The sequence below is a fragment of the Streptosporangium amethystogenes subsp. fukuiense genome (assembly GCF_042665875.1).
GTDB lineage: Bacteria > Actinomycetota > Actinomycetes > Streptosporangiales > Streptosporangiaceae > Streptosporangium > Streptosporangium fukuiense.
In genome coordinates, this window is sequence record NZ_JBHTEE010000001.1 from 1 (window position 1) to 16,031 (window position 16,031).

At 66.2% G+C, this 16,031-nt stretch carries 16 protein-coding genes; 8 read left to right on the forward strand and 8 right to left on the reverse strand.

The genetic code is table 11. From position 1 onward, the window contains the following. The first annotated feature begins 218 nt into the window (after window positions 1-218). Both istA and istB read left to right on the forward strand, forming a co-directional pair. Window positions 219-1,748: an IS21 family transposase gene (gene istA / locus ACFQVD_RS00005; RefSeq protein WP_386274280.1), complete on the forward strand. Its 1,530-nt coding sequence runs from the start codon at window positions 219-221 to the stop codon at window positions 1,746-1,748. After that, complete coding sequence (istB, locus tag ACFQVD_RS00010) at window positions 1,745-2,524, forward strand: IS21-like element helper ATPase IstB (protein ID WP_364159275.1); 780 nt, start codon at window positions 1,745-1,747, stop codon at window positions 2,522-2,524. Before istA ends, istB begins: the two co-directional genes overlap by 4 nt. A 497-nt stretch (window positions 2,525-3,021) precedes the next feature. On the opposite strand, the gene ACFQVD_RS00015 is transcribed toward istB, so the two are convergent. Continuing rightward, window positions 3,022-3,909, reverse strand: a complete 888-nt coding sequence (locus tag ACFQVD_RS00015; RefSeq protein WP_364154975.1) for a sulfurtransferase — start codon at window positions 3,907-3,909, stop codon at window positions 3,022-3,024. A 363-nt stretch (window positions 3,910-4,272) separates the two neighbouring features. On the opposite strand from ACFQVD_RS00015, the gene ACFQVD_RS00020 reads away from it, so the two are divergent. After that, the gene (locus ACFQVD_RS00020; protein WP_343980044.1) at window positions 4,273-4,899 is read left to right on the forward strand and encodes a ClpP family protease; all 627 of its coding nucleotides are present in this window, start codon (window positions 4,273-4,275) and stop codon (window positions 4,897-4,899) included. Then, the gene (locus ACFQVD_RS00025; RefSeq protein ID WP_343980047.1) at window positions 4,896-5,486 is read left to right on the forward strand and encodes a ClpP family protease; all 591 of its coding nucleotides are present in this window, start codon (window positions 4,896-4,898) and stop codon (window positions 5,484-5,486) included. Before ACFQVD_RS00020 ends, ACFQVD_RS00025 begins: the two co-directional genes overlap by 4 nt. 25 nt (window positions 5,487-5,511) lie before the next feature. Here the strand turns inward: ACFQVD_RS00025 and ACFQVD_RS00030 are convergent, their stop codons facing one another. Continuing rightward, window positions 5,512-5,868: a helix-turn-helix domain-containing protein gene (locus tag ACFQVD_RS00030; protein WP_343980050.1), complete on the reverse strand. Its 357-nt coding sequence runs from the start codon at window positions 5,866-5,868 to the stop codon at window positions 5,512-5,514. 480 nt (window positions 5,869-6,348) lie between these two features. Here ACFQVD_RS00030 and ACFQVD_RS00035 point away from each other — a divergent pair, with 480 nt between their 5' ends. Both ACFQVD_RS00035 and ACFQVD_RS00040 read left to right on the forward strand, forming a co-directional pair. Next, window positions 6,349-7,137, forward strand: a complete 789-nt coding sequence (locus ACFQVD_RS00035; RefSeq protein WP_343980053.1) for an NPP1 family protein — start codon at window positions 6,349-6,351, stop codon at window positions 7,135-7,137. 186 nt (window positions 7,138-7,323) lie between these two features. Next, window positions 7,324-7,929: a hypothetical protein gene (locus ACFQVD_RS00040; protein ID WP_343980056.1), complete on the forward strand. Its 606-nt coding sequence runs from the start codon at window positions 7,324-7,326 to the stop codon at window positions 7,927-7,929. A gap of 252 nt (window positions 7,930-8,181) precedes the next feature. Here the strand turns inward: ACFQVD_RS00040 and ACFQVD_RS00045 are convergent, their stop codons facing one another. The 4 genes from ACFQVD_RS00045 to ACFQVD_RS00060 form a co-directional block, all read right to left on the reverse strand. Then, complete coding sequence (locus ACFQVD_RS00045; protein WP_343980060.1) at window positions 8,182-9,012, reverse strand: pyridoxal-phosphate dependent enzyme; 831 nt, start codon at window positions 9,010-9,012, stop codon at window positions 8,182-8,184. Further along, a complete protein-coding gene (locus tag ACFQVD_RS00050) occupies window positions 9,009-9,809 on the reverse strand; it encodes a ThiF family adenylyltransferase (RefSeq protein ID WP_343980063.1) in 801 nt (266 codons plus the stop codon). The genes ACFQVD_RS00045 and ACFQVD_RS00050 overlap by 4 nt, the downstream gene beginning before the upstream one ends. A gap of 13 nt (window positions 9,810-9,822) precedes the next feature. Continuing rightward, complete coding sequence (locus ACFQVD_RS00055; protein ID WP_343980066.1) at window positions 9,823-10,521, reverse strand: class I SAM-dependent methyltransferase; 699 nt, start codon at window positions 10,519-10,521, stop codon at window positions 9,823-9,825. A gap of 250 nt (window positions 10,522-10,771) precedes the next feature. Beyond that, window positions 10,772-11,473, reverse strand: a complete 702-nt coding sequence (locus tag ACFQVD_RS00060; RefSeq protein WP_343980069.1) for a hypothetical protein — start codon at window positions 11,471-11,473, stop codon at window positions 10,772-10,774. 817 nt (window positions 11,474-12,290) lie between these two features. Here ACFQVD_RS00060 and ACFQVD_RS00065 point away from each other — a divergent pair. Continuing rightward, window positions 12,291-12,902 carry a histidine phosphatase family protein gene (locus ACFQVD_RS00065; RefSeq protein ID WP_343980072.1) on the forward strand — a complete coding sequence of 204 codons (612 nt, stop codon included), beginning with the start codon at window positions 12,291-12,293 and terminating at the stop codon, window positions 12,900-12,902. 94 nt (window positions 12,903-12,996) lie between these two features. Here ACFQVD_RS00065 and ACFQVD_RS00070 read toward each other — a convergent pair whose 3' ends face one another. Continuing rightward, window positions 12,997-13,497: a MarR family winged helix-turn-helix transcriptional regulator gene (locus ACFQVD_RS00070; protein WP_343980075.1), complete on the reverse strand. Its 501-nt coding sequence runs from the start codon at window positions 13,495-13,497 to the stop codon at window positions 12,997-12,999. Window positions 13,498-14,038: 541 nt separating this feature from the next. Between ACFQVD_RS00070 and ACFQVD_RS00075 the strand changes: the two genes are divergently transcribed. Further along, the gene (locus ACFQVD_RS00075) at window positions 14,039-14,932 is read left to right on the forward strand and encodes a slipin family protein (RefSeq protein WP_343980077.1); all 894 of its coding nucleotides are present in this window, start codon (window positions 14,039-14,041) and stop codon (window positions 14,930-14,932) included. 79 nt (window positions 14,933-15,011) lie between these two features. Here the strand turns inward: ACFQVD_RS00075 and ACFQVD_RS00080 are convergent, their stop codons facing one another. Next, window positions 15,012-15,956: an RNA ligase family protein gene (locus ACFQVD_RS00080; protein WP_343980080.1), complete on the reverse strand. Its 945-nt coding sequence runs from the start codon at window positions 15,954-15,956 to the stop codon at window positions 15,012-15,014. Window positions 15,957-16,031: the final 75 nt, after the last annotated feature.

Genomic DNA, 16,031 nt, shown 5'->3' on the forward strand with positions numbered 1-16,031 from the left:
CGGTCACGTGGAACTCTTGATCGGCGGACAGAAAAGTCGCGGCTGACGGACACCGGTTCCTGGTGGGCGGCCACCAAAAGTCTTGGTCAATGGCCAGGCCGATCTCCTGATCTTGTCCGTGTGTCACAGCTTGGGTTCCCCTCCGCGGGGGCTTGGGTTGCGGGTTGTCGAGACCTTGCACCCCAGACCCGCGGAGGGGGCCCGTGACGAAGTCTGGCATGGAGCTGATGGAGATTTACGAGGCTTACGACCTGACCGGGTGCGCCTGGTCGGCGGCGCAACTGGCGGGGTGTGACCCCAAGACGGTGCGCCGGTATATCGCGATCCGCGCGGCGGGCGGCAACCCGCACCAGCCGGCGCCGCGACCTAAGGCGATCGACGCGTTCCTGGCGAAGATCGAGGAGAAGGTCGACCGGTCGAAAGGGAAGATCCGCGCGGACGTGGTGCACAAAGACCTGGTCGCGATGGGATTCGCCGGGTCCGAGCGGACCACGCGGCGGGCGGTCGCCGAGATCAAGGCGGCCTGGAAGGCCGGACGGCGGCGCGTCTACCGGCCCTGGGTGCCTGAGCCGGGGATGTGGCTGCAGTGGGACTGGGGCGAGGGCCCGCGGATCGGTGAGCGCCGCACGCAGCTGTTTTGTGCCTGGCTGGCCTGGTCGCGGTTTCGGGTGGTGATCCCCGCCTGGGATCAGACGCTGGCCACGTTGACGTCGTGCCTGGACGCGGCGCTGCGGCGGCTGGGCGGGGCGCCGACGTATCTGCTGACCGACAACCCCAAGACGGTCACGATCGAGCACATCGCCCGCATCGCGGTGCGCCACCCGCAGATCGTCGAGCTGGGGCGGCATTACGGGTGCGTGGTGACTACCTGCGAGCCGTTCGATCCCGAGTCCAAGGGCGGGGTGGAGGCAACGGTGAAGATCGCCAAGGCGGACCTGGTGCCCACCCACGCCAACCTCCGCGCCGCCTATGGGAGTTTCACCGAGTTGGAGACCGCGTGTGCTGCCTGGAGTGAGCACATCAACGGCCGCCGCCATCGCGAGACACACCGGCCGCCGATCGAGATGCTGGCCGAGGAACGCGCTCGCCTGCACGTGCTGCCCGCCGATCCCTACGTGCTCGCGCTCGGCGCCGAGCGCCTGGTCTGCGACGACCGGACCGTCCGCTGGGGCGATGTGCGCTACTCGGTGCCGCCCGGCCACGAGGGACAGACGGTCTGGTGCCGCGTCCACGGCGACGAGTTGGTCATCGTCGGCCGCTCCGGCACCGATGAGCAGCACGGTCAGCACGGTCTGAGGGAACTGTGGCGGCATCGGCTGTCGGTTCCGGGCCGGCCGCGGATCGTCGATGCCCACTATCCCGAGCACGAGGGCGGCAACGGCCCCAAAGCGCCCCGGCCTCGCCCGCGGACCAAGGCCGAAGAAGCGTTCCTGGCGATCGGGCCGGGTGCGCAGGCGTGGCTGATCGAGGCCGCCGCCACCGGAGTGGTGCGGATCCGCACCAAAATGGCCCGCGCGGTCGAGCTGGCCAGTCTGCTGGGCGCGGCCCGGGTGGATGAGGCGCTCGGCCTGGCCGCGATCAACGGCCGGTTCGCCGAAGCCGATCTGGCCTCCATCTGCGACCACCTCGCGTTGCATGAGCACGCCGGTGAAAACACCCGTGTCGACGAGGCTCACTCGGTCCAGCCCGGCACCGCTTCCTGGGCTGCCTTCAGTAACACCAACAGCGTCAAAGGAGATCACTCGTGAGTGTCACCCTTCCTGCGGCCCCACCGGTCCCGGCCGAGTTGGAGGCCCTGTTTCGCCGGATGCGTTTTCCTTACGCCCGCAAAGCGGCGCCCGAGGTGCTGGCGACCGCCCGCGCGCAACGCTGGGACCCAGCCGAAGTCGTGCGCGTCCTGCTCAATGAGGAGGTCGTCGGCCGCGACCAGGCGACCCGCCGCAACCGGCGCAAGAGCGCGGGCTTTCCCTCCGGCAAGACCTTTTCCTCCTGGCGGCGCGAGGGCTCCACGATCAACGAGGCCACCCAGAACGCGCTGATGACGCTGGAATGGGTCAGCCGCGCGGAGAACCTGGTGATCGCCGGACCGTCCGGCACCGGCAAGTCCCACTTCGCTGAGGCACTGTCGCATCTGGCGATCGAAAAAGACCTGCGGGTGGCCTGGTTCACTCTGGAGTCTCTCAGTGCCACGGTCGGCCGGGCCAAGATCGACGGATCGGTCTCGCGCGCCATCGGCCGCATCTGCCGCAGCGACGTCATCGTTATCGATGATATCGGGTTGCTGCCGGTCGGCCACGAGACCTCCGAGGCGTTCTACCGCGTTATCGATGCCGCCTACGAGCGCCGCTCGGTCGTGGTCACCAGCAACATCCACCCGTCGGGTTTCGACACCATCATGCCCAAGACGCTCGCCACCGCGACCGTCGACCGGCTGATGCACCACGCCCACCTGGTGGAGACCAGCGGCGACTCCCATCGCCTGGCCGAGGCTCTGTCCGGGCGTGGAGTGATCCCGCTGACCTGACCGCCCACCCGGAGATCGACCTGGCCACCCACCGGGATTCCCAGTGGCCACGCCAGGAATTTTGATGGCCATCAGCCAGGAGAAATCTGGCCGCTCAACTGGAGAACGGCGTGTCCGCTAGCACGCCCAGGCGGCCCTGGTCGCGCCCCCGCTCGGATCGCCTTACAAGCGAGATGTCACTGGTTCGAACCCGGTAGTGCCCACCGCAAGACCCTGACCTGTGCAAACGAGTCGGGGTCTTTTGTGTTTCGTGTCCTGTCCTTTGGCTGTACCGCTCAGACGGAACTCGCCTCAACTGTCGTCCATGCCGGCGGACTTTCCGAGGGCGGCTTGGCGCTGATGAGGGCTCATGTGGGGCGAGATGGGTTTGATTCTGAACCCGGTCGGGTCGACCTACGCCGCCTGTGAACCTCTGCCGCCGGACGGGTTCGCGGGATCGCGGTACCTGGCGTTACCGGCCCGCATCCCCCAAAGGAAGCTCGCAACCGGATCGTGCCCTAGCGATCCTCTTCTCGGCCCGCGGGCGTGGCCGTTCGAGGCTGTGCCATCCGGGAGTGCTCGGGCCGGCACGCCGCCGCAGGTGTCAGAGGCCGGCCGCCGGTGATCCATTCCGTGATGGAGCCGTCGTACACCCGTACCCCGGTGACGCCGGCCGAGCGCAGGGCGAGCCAAACAGCCGGGGCGGAGATCGCCGCGCCGCAGTACGCGACAACCGGTGTGTCGACGTCGATCCCGGCTGCGGCGGCCACCGACCTGATGCGGGACGGCGGATGGTACAGCCCCGAGGAGTCGACGAGCATGCGCATCGGCAGTCTCGTCGCGCCCGGGATGAGCTGCGGCTGCTCCGCCCAACTGGAGTCGCGGCGGCAGTCGGCGATGGGCAGGCCGCCCGCCTGGTGCGCGAGCAGGTCGTTCAGACCGGCGATGGCGGAGCCGGTCTGGCTCAGGAGCGGCGGGTGAGTCACGCAGGGCCGCCGGGAGATCGGCCCGGTCTCCACGGGCCCGCCTGACCGCAGCCAGGCGGGCCATCCGCCGTCGAGGCGGAACGATCGCTCGAAGCCGTGAGCCCGCATCAGCCATACCAGCCGCGCCGCGGTGAACTGGTGGTTGTCGTCGTAGGCCACCAGGGTGGTGTCGGTGCCGACGCCGAGATCGGCGAGTGCGGCGGCGAGCGTCGCGGGATGGGCGGCCCGGCCCGGTGGTTGCGGGCCGGGCGCCTGGGTGGCGTCGAACCCGAGGTAGACGGCGCCGGGCACGCGCGAGCGGCGATACAGGTTGTGCCCGGCCGGACCATCGCCCACCGGCCAGCGTGTGTCGACGATCCGGACCGACGGTGCGCCGATCAACCCGACCAGCTCATCACACGAGACGAGCAGTTTCTCCACGGTGATTCTCCCGGTTGGCGGTGTTGGCGGCACCCCATGAGCGCCTCCGTGCTCTATCGCATATGACCACAGAGATCGGCCTTGGGGATCCCCCGGAGTGTGGATACCGGCTGTCGTGCGGTGAGCGGCACCTCATCGGTCATCTGTTCGTACTGAGCGAAAACGACCCCGGCCCGGCCGCGGAGATGGAGGGGGCAGGGGAAAGAGGTGCGGGGCGGGAGGCAGAAGGGCGCGCTCGCCCCAGTCGATTCCCGGCCGCGACGTTACGAACCGGGCCGGAAACCGAGTTCTCTCTGCTCAGAGCAGATCTGCCCCAGGCAGATCGTGTCGACGCCGCCCCGGATCGCTCCACATGATGGACGCATGAGCGAAGAATCGAAACTTCCACTGTTCAACGCGCGGGTAAGGCATCAGCTTTACGAGCAGCGTGTTCTCGTTCTCGACGGCCCTCTCGATGACGACAATGGGACGTTGCTCGCCACGCAATTGATAGCCCTCGCCACGCAGGACGCGTCGACCGACATCGCATTGTGGATTCACTCCCCGGGCGGCTCGGTTCCATCGATGCTTGCGATCCGTGACATCATTCGACTCATTCCCTGTGACGTATCGACCCTCGTGCTGGGCATCGCCTACAGCGCCGGGCAATTCTTGCTGTCATCGGGTACCCGAGGGAAGCGCCGCGCCCTGCCGCACGCACGTGTCCTGATGCATCAAGGCTCGGCCGGAATCGGCGGCACCGCAGTCGACATCGAACTGCAGGCCGGCGACCTTCGGCATACTCGCGACACGGTGCTCGGCCTTATCGCCGAGGACACGGGCCAGCCCGTAGAGCGCATATTCGAGGATTCTCTGCACGATCGCTGGTACACAACGCAAGAGGCACTGGACTACGGCTTCATAGACACAATCGTCCGCAGTTTCGACGAAATCGCACCACACAGTCGCCCGCGACTTGGATTCGGCGTCACCGAAGGAGTCGGTCAGTGACCACGTACACGATCCCTAACGTCATCGCCCGGGATTCTCGTGGCGAGCGGATCATGGATGTCTACTCGCACCTGCTCACCGAGCGAATCGTCTACCTGGGAACCGCAATTGATGCGGGCGTCGCGAACGCGCTCGTCGCACAGCTTATTTTTCTGGAGTCGGACAACCCCGATGCCCCCATACAGTTCTATATCAACTGTGAAGGCGGGGATCCGAGCGCAATGCTCGCGATATACGACACCATGCGCTATATCCGCCCGCGGGTTGAGACAACCTGCGTTGGGCAGGCCATCGCGGTGGGCGCCGTCCTTCTCGCCGCGGGCGCCGAAGGAAAACGTGCCGCTCTCCCGCACGCACGAATAATCCTGCACCAACCAGCTGCTCAGGGGCGCGGAACGATCCCCGATCTCATCTTGCAGGCCGATGAGGTGGTACGTGTCCGAGCGGACATCGAACGCATACTGTCACGGCACACGGGCCAGACTGTCGAGACCCTGCGCGCCGACACCGATCACGATCGCGTGTTCACCGCGACCGCGGCCTTGGAGTACGGGATCCTCGATCAGATCATCGAGGAGCATGCATAGGCTCGGATGATTTCGGCAGGCCGCGCTATGCGGCCAGAGCATACGCCGCCGAGCAGGTAGCACCTCTCGACGTGCCGCTCTGAGCAGACCGCAAGCTCTCGGCAACGGCAAGGGTCAGATCGACCAGGGTGACATCCAGCGCGCCGGCGACCGCAGCGATCATTTCGCTCGATGGCTCTTTGACGCCTCGTTCCATCTCGGAGAGATACTGCGGCGAGACGCCGGCGCGACGCGCCGTCTCGCTCAACTTCTCGCCCCGCTCGTGACGAAGACCTCTGAGACGCTCACCGAGCGCGTGCCGCCACAGCGGCTCGCGAGCCGGAGACGGCTTGGGATCGGTCCGATCGATCGCCGGACGTAGCGGCGGGACAGAGGAGGCCATGCCTCAGCATAGGTAGACGACGCGTTCGAGTTCTGCGGGCTTCGCGCAGAGCGGAACCGTCCCCGCCTCCTCCGTCCCGGTCCTCGGGGTCGGTGATGATGTGCGAGCCGAACTGACATCACCGGAGGGCGAGCAGCACGTCGTACGCGCGTCTGTCGACGCCGCCTGAACGCCACCCTGGCGACGCTGCTCCTCCGGGAGGCGATTCATGAGCTTTCGCTGGTGGTTCACCTTTCGACCGTCGCCGATACATGTTGGCGTCATTTGATCTAAGGACCTTGATCAAGCATCGGTTCCGTGGTGCCGTGAAAGTGCGAGGCGTGCTCACATCGGTGCGGAGAACGCCGCCGACGCCCCACCACGCCGACGCGCTGTCAGGTCATGGAGCCAGTCCTTCGAGAAAGCGGAAGAATGCGAAAACTGTCGTCATTCACGTACATCGCGAGGGCATCGAAGTCAGCGACCGTGTCAGAGAGGAGCATGTCCTCCCCTACGTTCTTCACGCGCAAGCGTTCCCGGCTCGGGATCGTGCTCGGGGCCACCGTTCTGGGGGTCGTGGTCCCCGCGTCGGCGGCCTATGCCGCTCCGCCGCACAACCTGCCCCAGTCGGCCGGAGGGTACGAGGCTTCGTTCTCGCCGGCCTACGACTACGACGGCGACGGCTGCTACGCCACCCCCGCCATCGGGCCGGACGGGACCCTCGCTTCGGGGCTGAACCCGACCGGCGCGGTCAACGGCAACTGCCGCGACCAGTCAGACCTGGACAACGCGCAGACCTATGCCCGTTCCAAGTGCAACAACGGCTGGTGCGCCGTCGTGTACGCCAGCTACTTCGAGAAGGATCAGGCGCTGCCCGGCATCAGCCTCGGCGGCCACCGTCACGACTGGGAACACGTCATCTCCTGGGTCAACCAGGCGTCCAACCAGGTGGAGTACCTTTCGACCACGCAACACAGCAGCGTCGTGACCTATACGCGCTCGCAGGTGCGCTTCGACGGGTCGCACCCCAAGGTCGTTTACCACAAGGACGGGGTGTCCACGCACTTCTTCCGGCTCGCCAACGGCAATGACGAGCCGCCGGAGAACCACTATCACAACTGGCGCTATCCCCCGCTCGTGGACTGGAACGGCTGGCCCAGCGCCTGGCTGCGCGACAGGCTGATGAACGCGGACTTCGGCGCCGCGACTATCAAGATCAATGACGGCAGGTTCGGGGACCTCCTCTCGCGCGCCAAGCCGAGCGGCATCCCTTTTGACCCCTGGGCCTGACGAGCCCGCCATCGCCCGCGGGCGGCCGATCTCTCCCACCGGGGTGTCCGTGGCTCGGCCGCCTGATCGGGTGACCGCACCGGCTGTTCCCGCCTTGAGACGGAGGAGTCGCTCCAGGTCTTGTTCGAGGACAGTGCACAGTGGGATCCAAGCCGGCGACAAGTGATGATCGGTAACTTGCCCGGAATGAGAAAACGATCTTCTGTCCTCGCCGTGTCGGCCATGGCCGCCCTGCTCACCGCTCCCACCGCCGCCCTGGCCGCGGCGAACTCACCTGCGGCGGCTCCGGCGGTCGCGTCGGCCTCCGGGACCAAGACCCTCTCTTTCCGGGGGATGAACCTGAAGATCCCCACCACCTGGAAGGTGTACGACTACACCGACCGGGTCCTGGTGGCGACCGGTAGCTGCAAGGTTCCCGAGCCCTTCGCCCCGAACTGCCGGGGGTTCTGGCTGTACGGCCCGAAGGTGATCGCCTACGGCGCCGAGGGCAGCCGTTACACCGGTGCGAAGCCGTTCGTCCCGGCGAGTGGGGCGCCGGCGGGCTGTCCCTTCGAGTACGGAAGCATCCAGGTGATCGGCAAGGCCACCTCGACAGGGCTGCGCCAGGTCGGGCGCGGGCACAAGGCGAGGTACACCGCCTGGGCCGGCCGGTGCGTGAAGCAGCAGAGCGGCCGGCAGACGAAGAGTTTCATCCAGCGAGAGTGGTTCCTGCCCGAGTCGAAGATCGTCGTAGTGGACGTATGGGGCGACCAGAAGCTGCCGGGCCTGCTGAGGAACGCCACTTGGGGCTGACCCGAGAAGGGGAGCGGGCCGGACCTCCTGCTCCCCGCCGGGTTCGCCCTCCCACTCCTCGGCGACCGCACCGCTGATCGTCCGCGTCGCCGCCTCGGGGACGCCACGCACTTGGTCGGCGATGGCCTGTTCGTTCGAGGCAGCCTGCGGGTCACTCCTTCAGCACGCGGCCGATCACGTCGGTGCCTCGACGCCGTCCAGCCGATCACGGCTGAACCGTGACGAGTACCGTAGGCCGTACGACCTGCCGGCTCAACGACGGAGTTCGTCGTATGCCGGCGAGGCTGAGGCGGTTGTCGAGGTGACCCTTTCGGACAGGCCCCGGTCCCGAGGGCGGCCGTCGTGGGAGATCACCAGCACCTGCTCCGGATTGGCATAGGTGTTCGCGTACCTCAAGAGTGAATCCAGAGCACCCGCGCCGGAGCCTTCGGTTTCGGATGGGATGGGAAGCGGGATCTTCTCCTGGTAGGAATGGAAAAGATCCTGGTCACCCAGATTCTGGAGGGCATAGTTCCTCCAGCCGGGAACGGGATCGCCTGGCCTGGCCTGCAACCCCATGACCGAATACCCGAAGGGGGCAAAGACGCGGTACAGTCCCGCGACAGTGGCGCCGGTGCCGAATCCGCACACCAGGTAGCGAATTTCCGGCCAATTCTTGCGGACCTTTCGCAGAAGTTGCAGTCCCCATAGCTCCACGTACCTGACCAAGGCCACGTTGGTGAACTGCCTCGGCCAGAGCCAGCCCTCCTGCTCGTACTGAAGGCAGAGCCGGTGAGCCTCGTCGAGGTTCGTGATCGTCTGCACCTCGCCGCGGAAGCCGCGCCTCATGAGATGATCGCGGCCGGGGGCGTCCGTGATGGCGACGGTCGGCAGTCCTTTTTTTCTGCCGAGCAGATCCAGGGCGAGCGCGGTGGACGAACCGGAGATCTCAACGAATCCTCGGACATCTTTCGGAGCCTCTTCAAGGAAAAGCTCGTACGTCAGGTACTTGAGGCTTCCCGATTCGTACACACCGCCCCAGAGCACGGCCGGGCCGTTCTCGTCAGGTCGGATGAGGGTGAAAGGTGCATCCATGGCGCTCATGCGGGTACGACCGAGCCTCGGACATAGTGGTGGTCAAAGAAATCCACGTACAGATACTCGGGGTGGGACACCATCTGATCCCGCCCCAGGAGGATGGCACGCATGATCTCGCTCACCATCATTCCGGCTGCGGTGGTGGCTCCGATCACGCAGGTGGGAGCATGCCCGCGACCGGCGAAGCAGGCATCCCAGTGTTTCTGCACGACATAGCTGCCGAGCCGGGGGATGATCTTTGGTAAATCGATGCGTCCGTCCGGAAGCATGTAGAGATCCTCATAGCGGGGTGCTTCCGGCTGGAAAACATGCAAAGCGGCCCCGAAGCCCAGCATCAAGCCGGTCATGATGACGATGCCCTGCTCCCGGCACGCTTGATGCAGCCATTCTTTCGCTCTGAGGCCGGCGATGTCGATGACTTCCACGACGTAGTCCACCGGTTTTCCGTCGAACCCCGAAAGCAAGGAATCGATATTGTCCTCCGTCACACCCTCGGTCGCCTTGCGGATCCGCAGCTCCGGGTTGATGTCCTGGCACATCCTCCCGACGACCTCGATCTTCAGCTGACCGACGGTGCTGTCGAAGCTGCCGACCTGGCGATTGGAATTGTGCACCTCGTAAACGTCGAAGTCTGCGAGTGTCACCCAGCCAAAGCCCAGGCGGGCCAGGTCCACCGCGCACTGCCCGCCGGCGCCGCCCACTCCGGCCACGAGAACATGGGTGTCCGCGACCTTCTTCATTGACTCTTCGTCCAGAATCCCCAGGTTGCGCTGGAATCTGGGGTTGATTTTGGAGCCTTCCATCGGAAACCTCACTTCACTTCTGCATGCAGACGTAATAATTCTCGCCGAAGTAATCGTCGCCATCCGCGACCAGGGGGCGTGAGAAACCCAGGCATCGCAGGGTGTCCACCAGTTCGTCCACCTCGAAGAACGTCACCATTTCATTGGGGTCGGTGGTCAGTTTCTGAGCGCAGGTCGAATGATGGGCCAGCGCGGCTTGGAGAGCCTCGGTGAAACGCCCTTCCGCCTGCCACTCCGCGATGGAGTGTCGAAGCACCTTCTGCAGGTCGGGCCGGCGTTTCGGGCCGGTGGCGATCATCACGCCCCCCGGCTTCAAGTGGGAGAGAACCTCGTGCAGCGCCGATTCGACGTCCTGGACGTAGAAGAGGACGTTGTTGAGCAGGACCGCATCCGCGTCAGAAACAACCTGGGAGGGAAAGTGCTCCACACTTCCCTCCATGACCGTCCATCGGTCGCGAGCCTCGCCCGACGCGGCCGCCTTCTTGTCGTGAGCCCGCTGGAGCATGGCAGAGTTGTTGTCGAAACCGACGACCCGGTGACCGCGGTCGATCAGCGCCTGGCTGACCAGGCCGGTTCCACACCCGGCGTCGATCACCATCCGCCGGCCCTCCGTGTCGCGAAGGATCTTGCTGAGCATCCGCTGGTAGCAGTTCAGCTCGGGAATCATCTGGTCATAACTCTTGGCGAACTCGGTCCAGATGTTTTCGTTCATGTCGCTTTCAACTCCCTAAAATCTTTCTTCATGGGCGACGGAGAGGATTCCGCCGACGCCTAAGTGATTTCGGCATACCGGTCGGCAGGAAAGTCGTCTGCGGGGCATGCGGGGTCACGGCTTCTCGTAGGTCGGTGCGGTCGCGCCCGGAGAGTGTCACCTCGGGGTCCTCGTTCGCACTCCAGTCGCGGATCACGCGACGGGGCGGGTTCGTGACGGGATGCAAAACGGCCGCGGCGCGCCCGGCGGGTCAGTTCCGTGAGTGGGCCGCCCGTTCCTCCCGACAGCCCCCGCGCAGCTTCATGATCGCATGCGGCATCAGGGAAAGGGTCTGCGCCCGGCTGCTGTAGGCCAGGAAAAGGGTGTCGTCACGGTTGGCGGGGGGAAAATAGCCGGAACAGCAGAACACTGTGTTCGCGAAACCGTAGGAGTCCACGAGGCTTTTCCTGACCGCGTTCTTCGAGAACACGATTCCGGTGTCCCAGTCGCTTCTGAACAGGTCAAGGGTGAGTATCTTGGCCAGCGGAAGCAGAAGGCCGGGGATTTCCCTTCCCCGCCAGTTCGGATGCACCCAGTGCCCGCCATAGTGCGCCACCCTGCCGGATATGATCGGTGTCTCCGCCGGCAGAACGAGATCCAGCGACTGTTTCACTTCGGGGGGCGGCGGATCGAACCACAGCCGCAGGGAGCTTATGTGACGGCTGAAGTCCGCCGTGTATATCATTCGCACGGCAATGCACGCGACCGTCGATCCGTCGCGGTCCCTGATGTCCAACCAGTAGCTGTTCTGGGCGGAGACGGGACTGTGCGCCGGGTCAAAAGTCGGGTTGATGCCGTCGGAGTGAACGGCGGTCCGCATGTGGCGGACCCAACTTGAGATATCCGTATTGTAGTCCAGAGTCAGGCCCCGTTGATCCAGCCATTCTGTGGACACTTTCAGGAACTCGTTCAATGTGGCGGCGACGGCAGCCGAACTGCGACCTATCTCAAGGACCTGGCCTACCAAGATTCCAACCTCCGACCGGGATATGGCTCGACGGACTGCTTTCACCGGGCAGGTCAACGTTCCATGCGGTTCCGCCAGGCTCCGTGACCTGGCGGGACCGGTGACGTGCTGAGGTGGCCCGGTGAGGTTTCCCGGCCGGGGACCCGCACAACGGCAGGACCGTCATGAGTTCCCCGTGGGCTTTGGCCTGCTCCCCGGCGGGGCCCCGCGGCGCGCGTATCGTCGATTGTCGGGAGACACTGTGCAGGCGCCTTTCCGACACCGCGCGATCTTCCGTCACGGAGCTCGCCGAAATTCCACGTGGCGGATCCCGGGTTTCCCCTGACTCGCTTGGTGGCGATCATTTCCAGGGCCTGTCTGGTTCTTCGTGCAGGAAAGCCGTCATCATTTTCTTTCTTGCAATAATCGATTTACCTGCCGCGGTGGCCTGATATGCATCGGAATTTCGATCGGCTTTGCCGTGGCGTGAAACCGGTCACTTCGCGACAAGATTATCCAGCCCTGGTTGAGGAAGACTTGGAGTCTTCTTGAGAGACTCCGTATGCCCTGGTCATAGGGGGACGGGTGAGGCGGGGCCGCGGGACGGGGTCGCACGCCTGCGGGGTTGTCGGGCGTGGCTCCCCCTCATACCGTGGAGATCCGGGGGCCGGCCGTACCGGTCGATCTGGTGCGATCCGATCACCTGGTCCGTAAGAGATCGTGTTCGCCGGATACGCCGACCACCTCCCGGGACCGCGTTCTCCTTAGAACTCTGGAGCTGAACGTGGCAACGACGATCGTGTACGAGACGCACTCGATCACGACCGACAACGAGGCCGGAATCGCGACCGGCTGGTTGCCGGGAGAGCTGTCACCGCGAGGTCGTGAGCTGGCTCGGGAGCTTGGCGAACGCCGTCGCCACGATGGCCTGGCCGCGGTGTTCACCTCTGACCTTCGTCGTGCCGTGCAGACCGCGGAGCTCGCTTTCGCGGGCATCGACATTCCGATCCATCAGGATGAACGGCTGCGCGAATGCGACTACGGCGAGTGGAACGGAATGCCCGTGGCGCGGCTGGCCGCCGAGAGATCCCGGCATGTCGACGTGCCGTGGCCGGGCGGGCAGAGCTACCGGCAGGTCGTCGAACACACCCGTGATTTCCTGACGGACCTTGCCGGGCTCTGGGACGGCAGGAGGGTGCTGCTGATCGCGCACTCGGCCAACCGGTGGGCACTGGGCCATCTGCTCGGCGGGCAGGCGCTGGAGGATCTGGTGGACGCGCCGTTCGCCTGGCGGGAGGGCTGGGTCTACGAGTTGTCCGAGAGGTGGGGAGACGCGATCCGCGCCTCGGACGAGACGTCACCGTGTTCACCTGCCGCCCGGCCCGGAGACCGCTGACCGGGGCGGGGCAGGCCGGTGGTGTCGGCGGTGGACCTGACTTCCGATGATCTTTCGCGTGTCGCTCGGTGGCTTCCGGAGACGCGCTGAGGGATCATGGAGCGGGCTCGTGTCCTTCCTGCGGTGTGCCGTTCCAGACCGGGACGTTGAGTATCGCGTCCATCCGCCGCAATTCGTCGCGGTGGAGCGCGCTCAGGCGGGTCAGGACCCGTTCCCCCTCCGGTGTCAGCGACACCCGCACCGCCCTGCCGTCGCTAGGGTGCGCGCTCCGCTCCACGAGTCCCTGTGCCTGTGCACGATCGACCAGTTCGACCACGCTGTGGTGGCGTAGCCGGAGAGAGTCGGCGAGCTCTCGCACGGTCGCCCACTCGCGGCCGGGAAACCCCTTCAGCGCCAGCATCAGCTGGTACTGCTGCGGGGTGAGGCCGTTTCTCCGTGCTGTCTCCTCGCTGAAACGCAGATAGCGGCGGATCTCAAAACGGAACCGGGCCAGCACCTCGAAATCCCGTTTCGTCAGGGGGGCGAGTCCCGCCCCGTCGTCCTCGGCGGTCGTCGCGCCATGACGCGACGGCCTCTCGGTCTCAGGGTCCGCCATGTCACAAACGTATCGTGATGCGACATGTTCGTGCCGCCCTCCTGGAACACGCCTCGCGGCGATCACGGCCTGTCGCGGGCGCGGTGATGCGGGTGATGCGGGGGTGACCTCGGTGGAAGGAAGCTGAATCCGCTCGGCAAAAAGGTGCATATCGGACAGTTTGTATCGCGCTACGATAGAAAGGTCCGAACGGGGAGGCAGTGTGGCCGGGCCTGACGGACAGGCACCTCCGGGAGGTGTGTCGTGCCCAGTGACCGTGAACGCGAGGCGGCACGCGAGATCCAGTGCCGGTCGCCGGTCGAGGATCCGGGCCTTGCGCGGCCCTTTGACACCGGCGCCCGGCGCCCGCACCGCGCGCCGTCCGGCCCGATCCGATATCGCCCGCGTCCGGGGTGCCGCTCCGGACGGCCCGGCCTGGTGGCGAGATCAAGGCGGAACGGTGCCGGAGGCGACGATGACCGCCGCCCCGTGGCCGCCCTGCCCGCCGCGAGCGGGAGAGGTCTTTGGAACGGCGGGACCGGGGGAGACTCAGGAGGGTGAAATGATCACTACCGTCATCTATGTGCTGATCGCCATCGTGGTGCTGGGTGCGATGTGGCTGAAGGCCGGTGTGCGGGTCGTCAAACAGTTCGAGCGGGGCGTCGTCTTCCGGTTCGGACGGGTCCGCTCCGAGCTCCGCGCTCCAGGACTCGCCCTGATAATGCCGGTCGCCGACCGTCTGCAGAAGGTCAACATGCAGGTCGTCACCATGCCGGTGCCCGCCCAGGACGCCATCACCCGGGACAACGTGACGGTTCACGTGGACGCCGTCATCTACTTCCGGGTCGTCGACCCGGTACGCGTGGTGGTCGGCGTCCAGGACTACGAATCCGCCATTCGCCAGGTCGCGCTGGCCTCGTTGCGGTCGATCATCGGCAAGAGCGAACTGGACGACCTGCTGTCCAATCGGGAGCGGCTCAACCAGGGCCTGGAGCTGATGATCGACAGCCCGGCCGTGAGCTGGGGCGTGCACATCGACCGGGTCGAGATCAAGGACGTGGTGCTCCCCGAGTCGATGAAGCGGTCCATGTCCCGGCAGGCCGAAGCGGAACGTGAGCGGCGCTCCCGCATCATCACCGCCGAGGGCGAACTGCAGGCCTCGAAGAAGCTGGCCCAAGCCTCTGAGACGATGGCCCTGCACCCCGCCGCGTTGCAACTGCGCCTACTCCAGACCGTCGTCGAAGTCGCCGCGGAGAAGAACTCCACCCTGGTGTTGCCCTTCCCCGTCGAACTGCTTCGCTTCCTGGAACGAGCGACACCCCCCGAGTCCGGCCAGGCCACCGCGAACTCCACCCCGACGCTGGCCGGGGGCTTGTCGGCACCGGTCGGCCAACACCTTCCGGGCACCCGCATCCCCAACCAGGTCGCACCCAACGCCGCGGAAACCGGCCGGTAGGCCGTACCCGGCTTCGCCGCCGGGCGTCGTCCCCGAAGGGCCGGCCGGCCTCCACCGGGACCGCGGCGACGATCCGTGCTCACGCCTGACGGTGATCGCTGAGCGCGACCCTGCGGATGGACGCCTGCAGTTCGGCCTCCTCCTCGTCGCCCAGCGCCGCCATGGCCGAGGGGAAGGTCGCGGACAGATCCACCATGATGTCGAGGACCACCTCGTCCAGGAGCCCTTCGAGGCTCGACGGTCCCACCTTGGATCGCGCGCCGGCCAGTCGCGGCCCGTTGACCATGGCTCGGGCGACCCGGCGCAGTTCCCCGGAAGTGAGGATCACCTGCGGGTCCCAGGGACGGCTCTGGTCGAAACGCTGCTCGTCGAACTCCTCGATCTTCAGCTTGACGGTCGGCCTGCGGTCGGGCGGCAGGGGGACATCGGGCCGCAGGACGATCCCTTCGGCCAGGTTGCCGGGCAGGCCGGGCAGGCCGAGCGCCTGCGGCACCCGGCTGGGGAACCGGACCGGCAGAGCGTCGAGCTCCGACCTGGTCCCTCTGCCGAGAAGCGGCACAACGTCGAGTTCGGCGTCGGCGGCGATCGAGGCGACGTCCGCGTAGGGCAGGAAGACGCCGGGATCACCGGGATCCTGATGGCGTAGCACGTCGAAAAGGGCAAAGCGGATTTCCGGGCTGTACCAGACCCCCGTTTGAACCGGAGTGATGCCCGGCATCGGCGAGGCGTCGAGGTGGGGGTAGTGGCCGCCGTACAGCTCGCCGTAGACGCGTACGGCCGCGCCGCCCCGGCTCAGGGCGGCCCGCGCGGCCTTTTCGAGGTGACCGCGGAGCAGTTGCCAGCCGAAGAACGGCTCGTCGTCGCGCAGCCACGCCTTGCGTTTGCCCACGAACGTGTTCCGGCCATCGTGGGCGATCACCATTTGCGCCCCGTGCACCTTCTCGGTCGCCACCCAGGGACCGCCTGCGACCGTCCCGCCGGACCGCTCGGCCACGGGGATCTTGGGGTAGGCGAGGTGTCGCATTGGAGCAGTATGACCAGGACGAGTTCGGCGGGCACCTGATTTACCGAGCCGGGCGGCCGCCTGCCCCGCCTCGCG

Bases quoted from the DNA above. Each gene is read 5' to 3' on its own strand.
- istA (WP_386274280.1), top strand. From the start codon at position 219: ATGGAGCTGATGGAGATTTACGAGGCTTACGACCTGACCGGGTGCGCC.
- ACFQVD_RS00020 (WP_343980044.1), top strand. From the start codon at position 4,273: ATGAGCGAAGAATCGAAACTTCCACTGTTCAACGCGCGGGTAAGGCAT.
- ACFQVD_RS00030 (WP_343980050.1), bottom strand. From the start codon at position 5,868: ATGGCCTCCTCTGTCCCGCCGCTACGTCCGGCGATCGATCGGACCGAT.
- ACFQVD_RS00035 (WP_343980053.1), top strand. From the start codon at position 6,349: ATGTCCTCCCCTACGTTCTTCACGCGCAAGCGTTCCCGGCTCGGGATC.
- ACFQVD_RS00040 (WP_343980056.1), top strand. From the start codon at position 7,324: ATGAGAAAACGATCTTCTGTCCTCGCCGTGTCGGCCATGGCCGCCCTG.
- ACFQVD_RS00045 (WP_343980060.1), bottom strand. From the start codon at position 9,012: ATGAGCGCCATGGATGCACCTTTCACCCTCATCCGACCTGACGAGAAC.
- ACFQVD_RS00050 (WP_343980063.1), bottom strand. From the start codon at position 9,809: ATGGAAGGCTCCAAAATCAACCCCAGATTCCAGCGCAACCTGGGGATT.
- ACFQVD_RS00055 (WP_343980066.1), bottom strand. From the start codon at position 10,521: ATGAACGAAAACATCTGGACCGAGTTCGCCAAGAGTTATGACCAGATG.
- ACFQVD_RS00070 (WP_343980075.1), bottom strand. From the start codon at position 13,497: ATGGCGGACCCTGAGACCGAGAGGCCGTCGCGTCATGGCGCGACGACC.
- ACFQVD_RS00075 (WP_343980077.1), top strand. From the start codon at position 14,039: ATGATCACTACCGTCATCTATGTGCTGATCGCCATCGTGGTGCTGGGT.
- ACFQVD_RS00080 (WP_343980080.1), bottom strand. From the start codon at position 15,956: ATGCGACACCTCGCCTACCCCAAGATCCCCGTGGCCGAGCGGTCCGGC.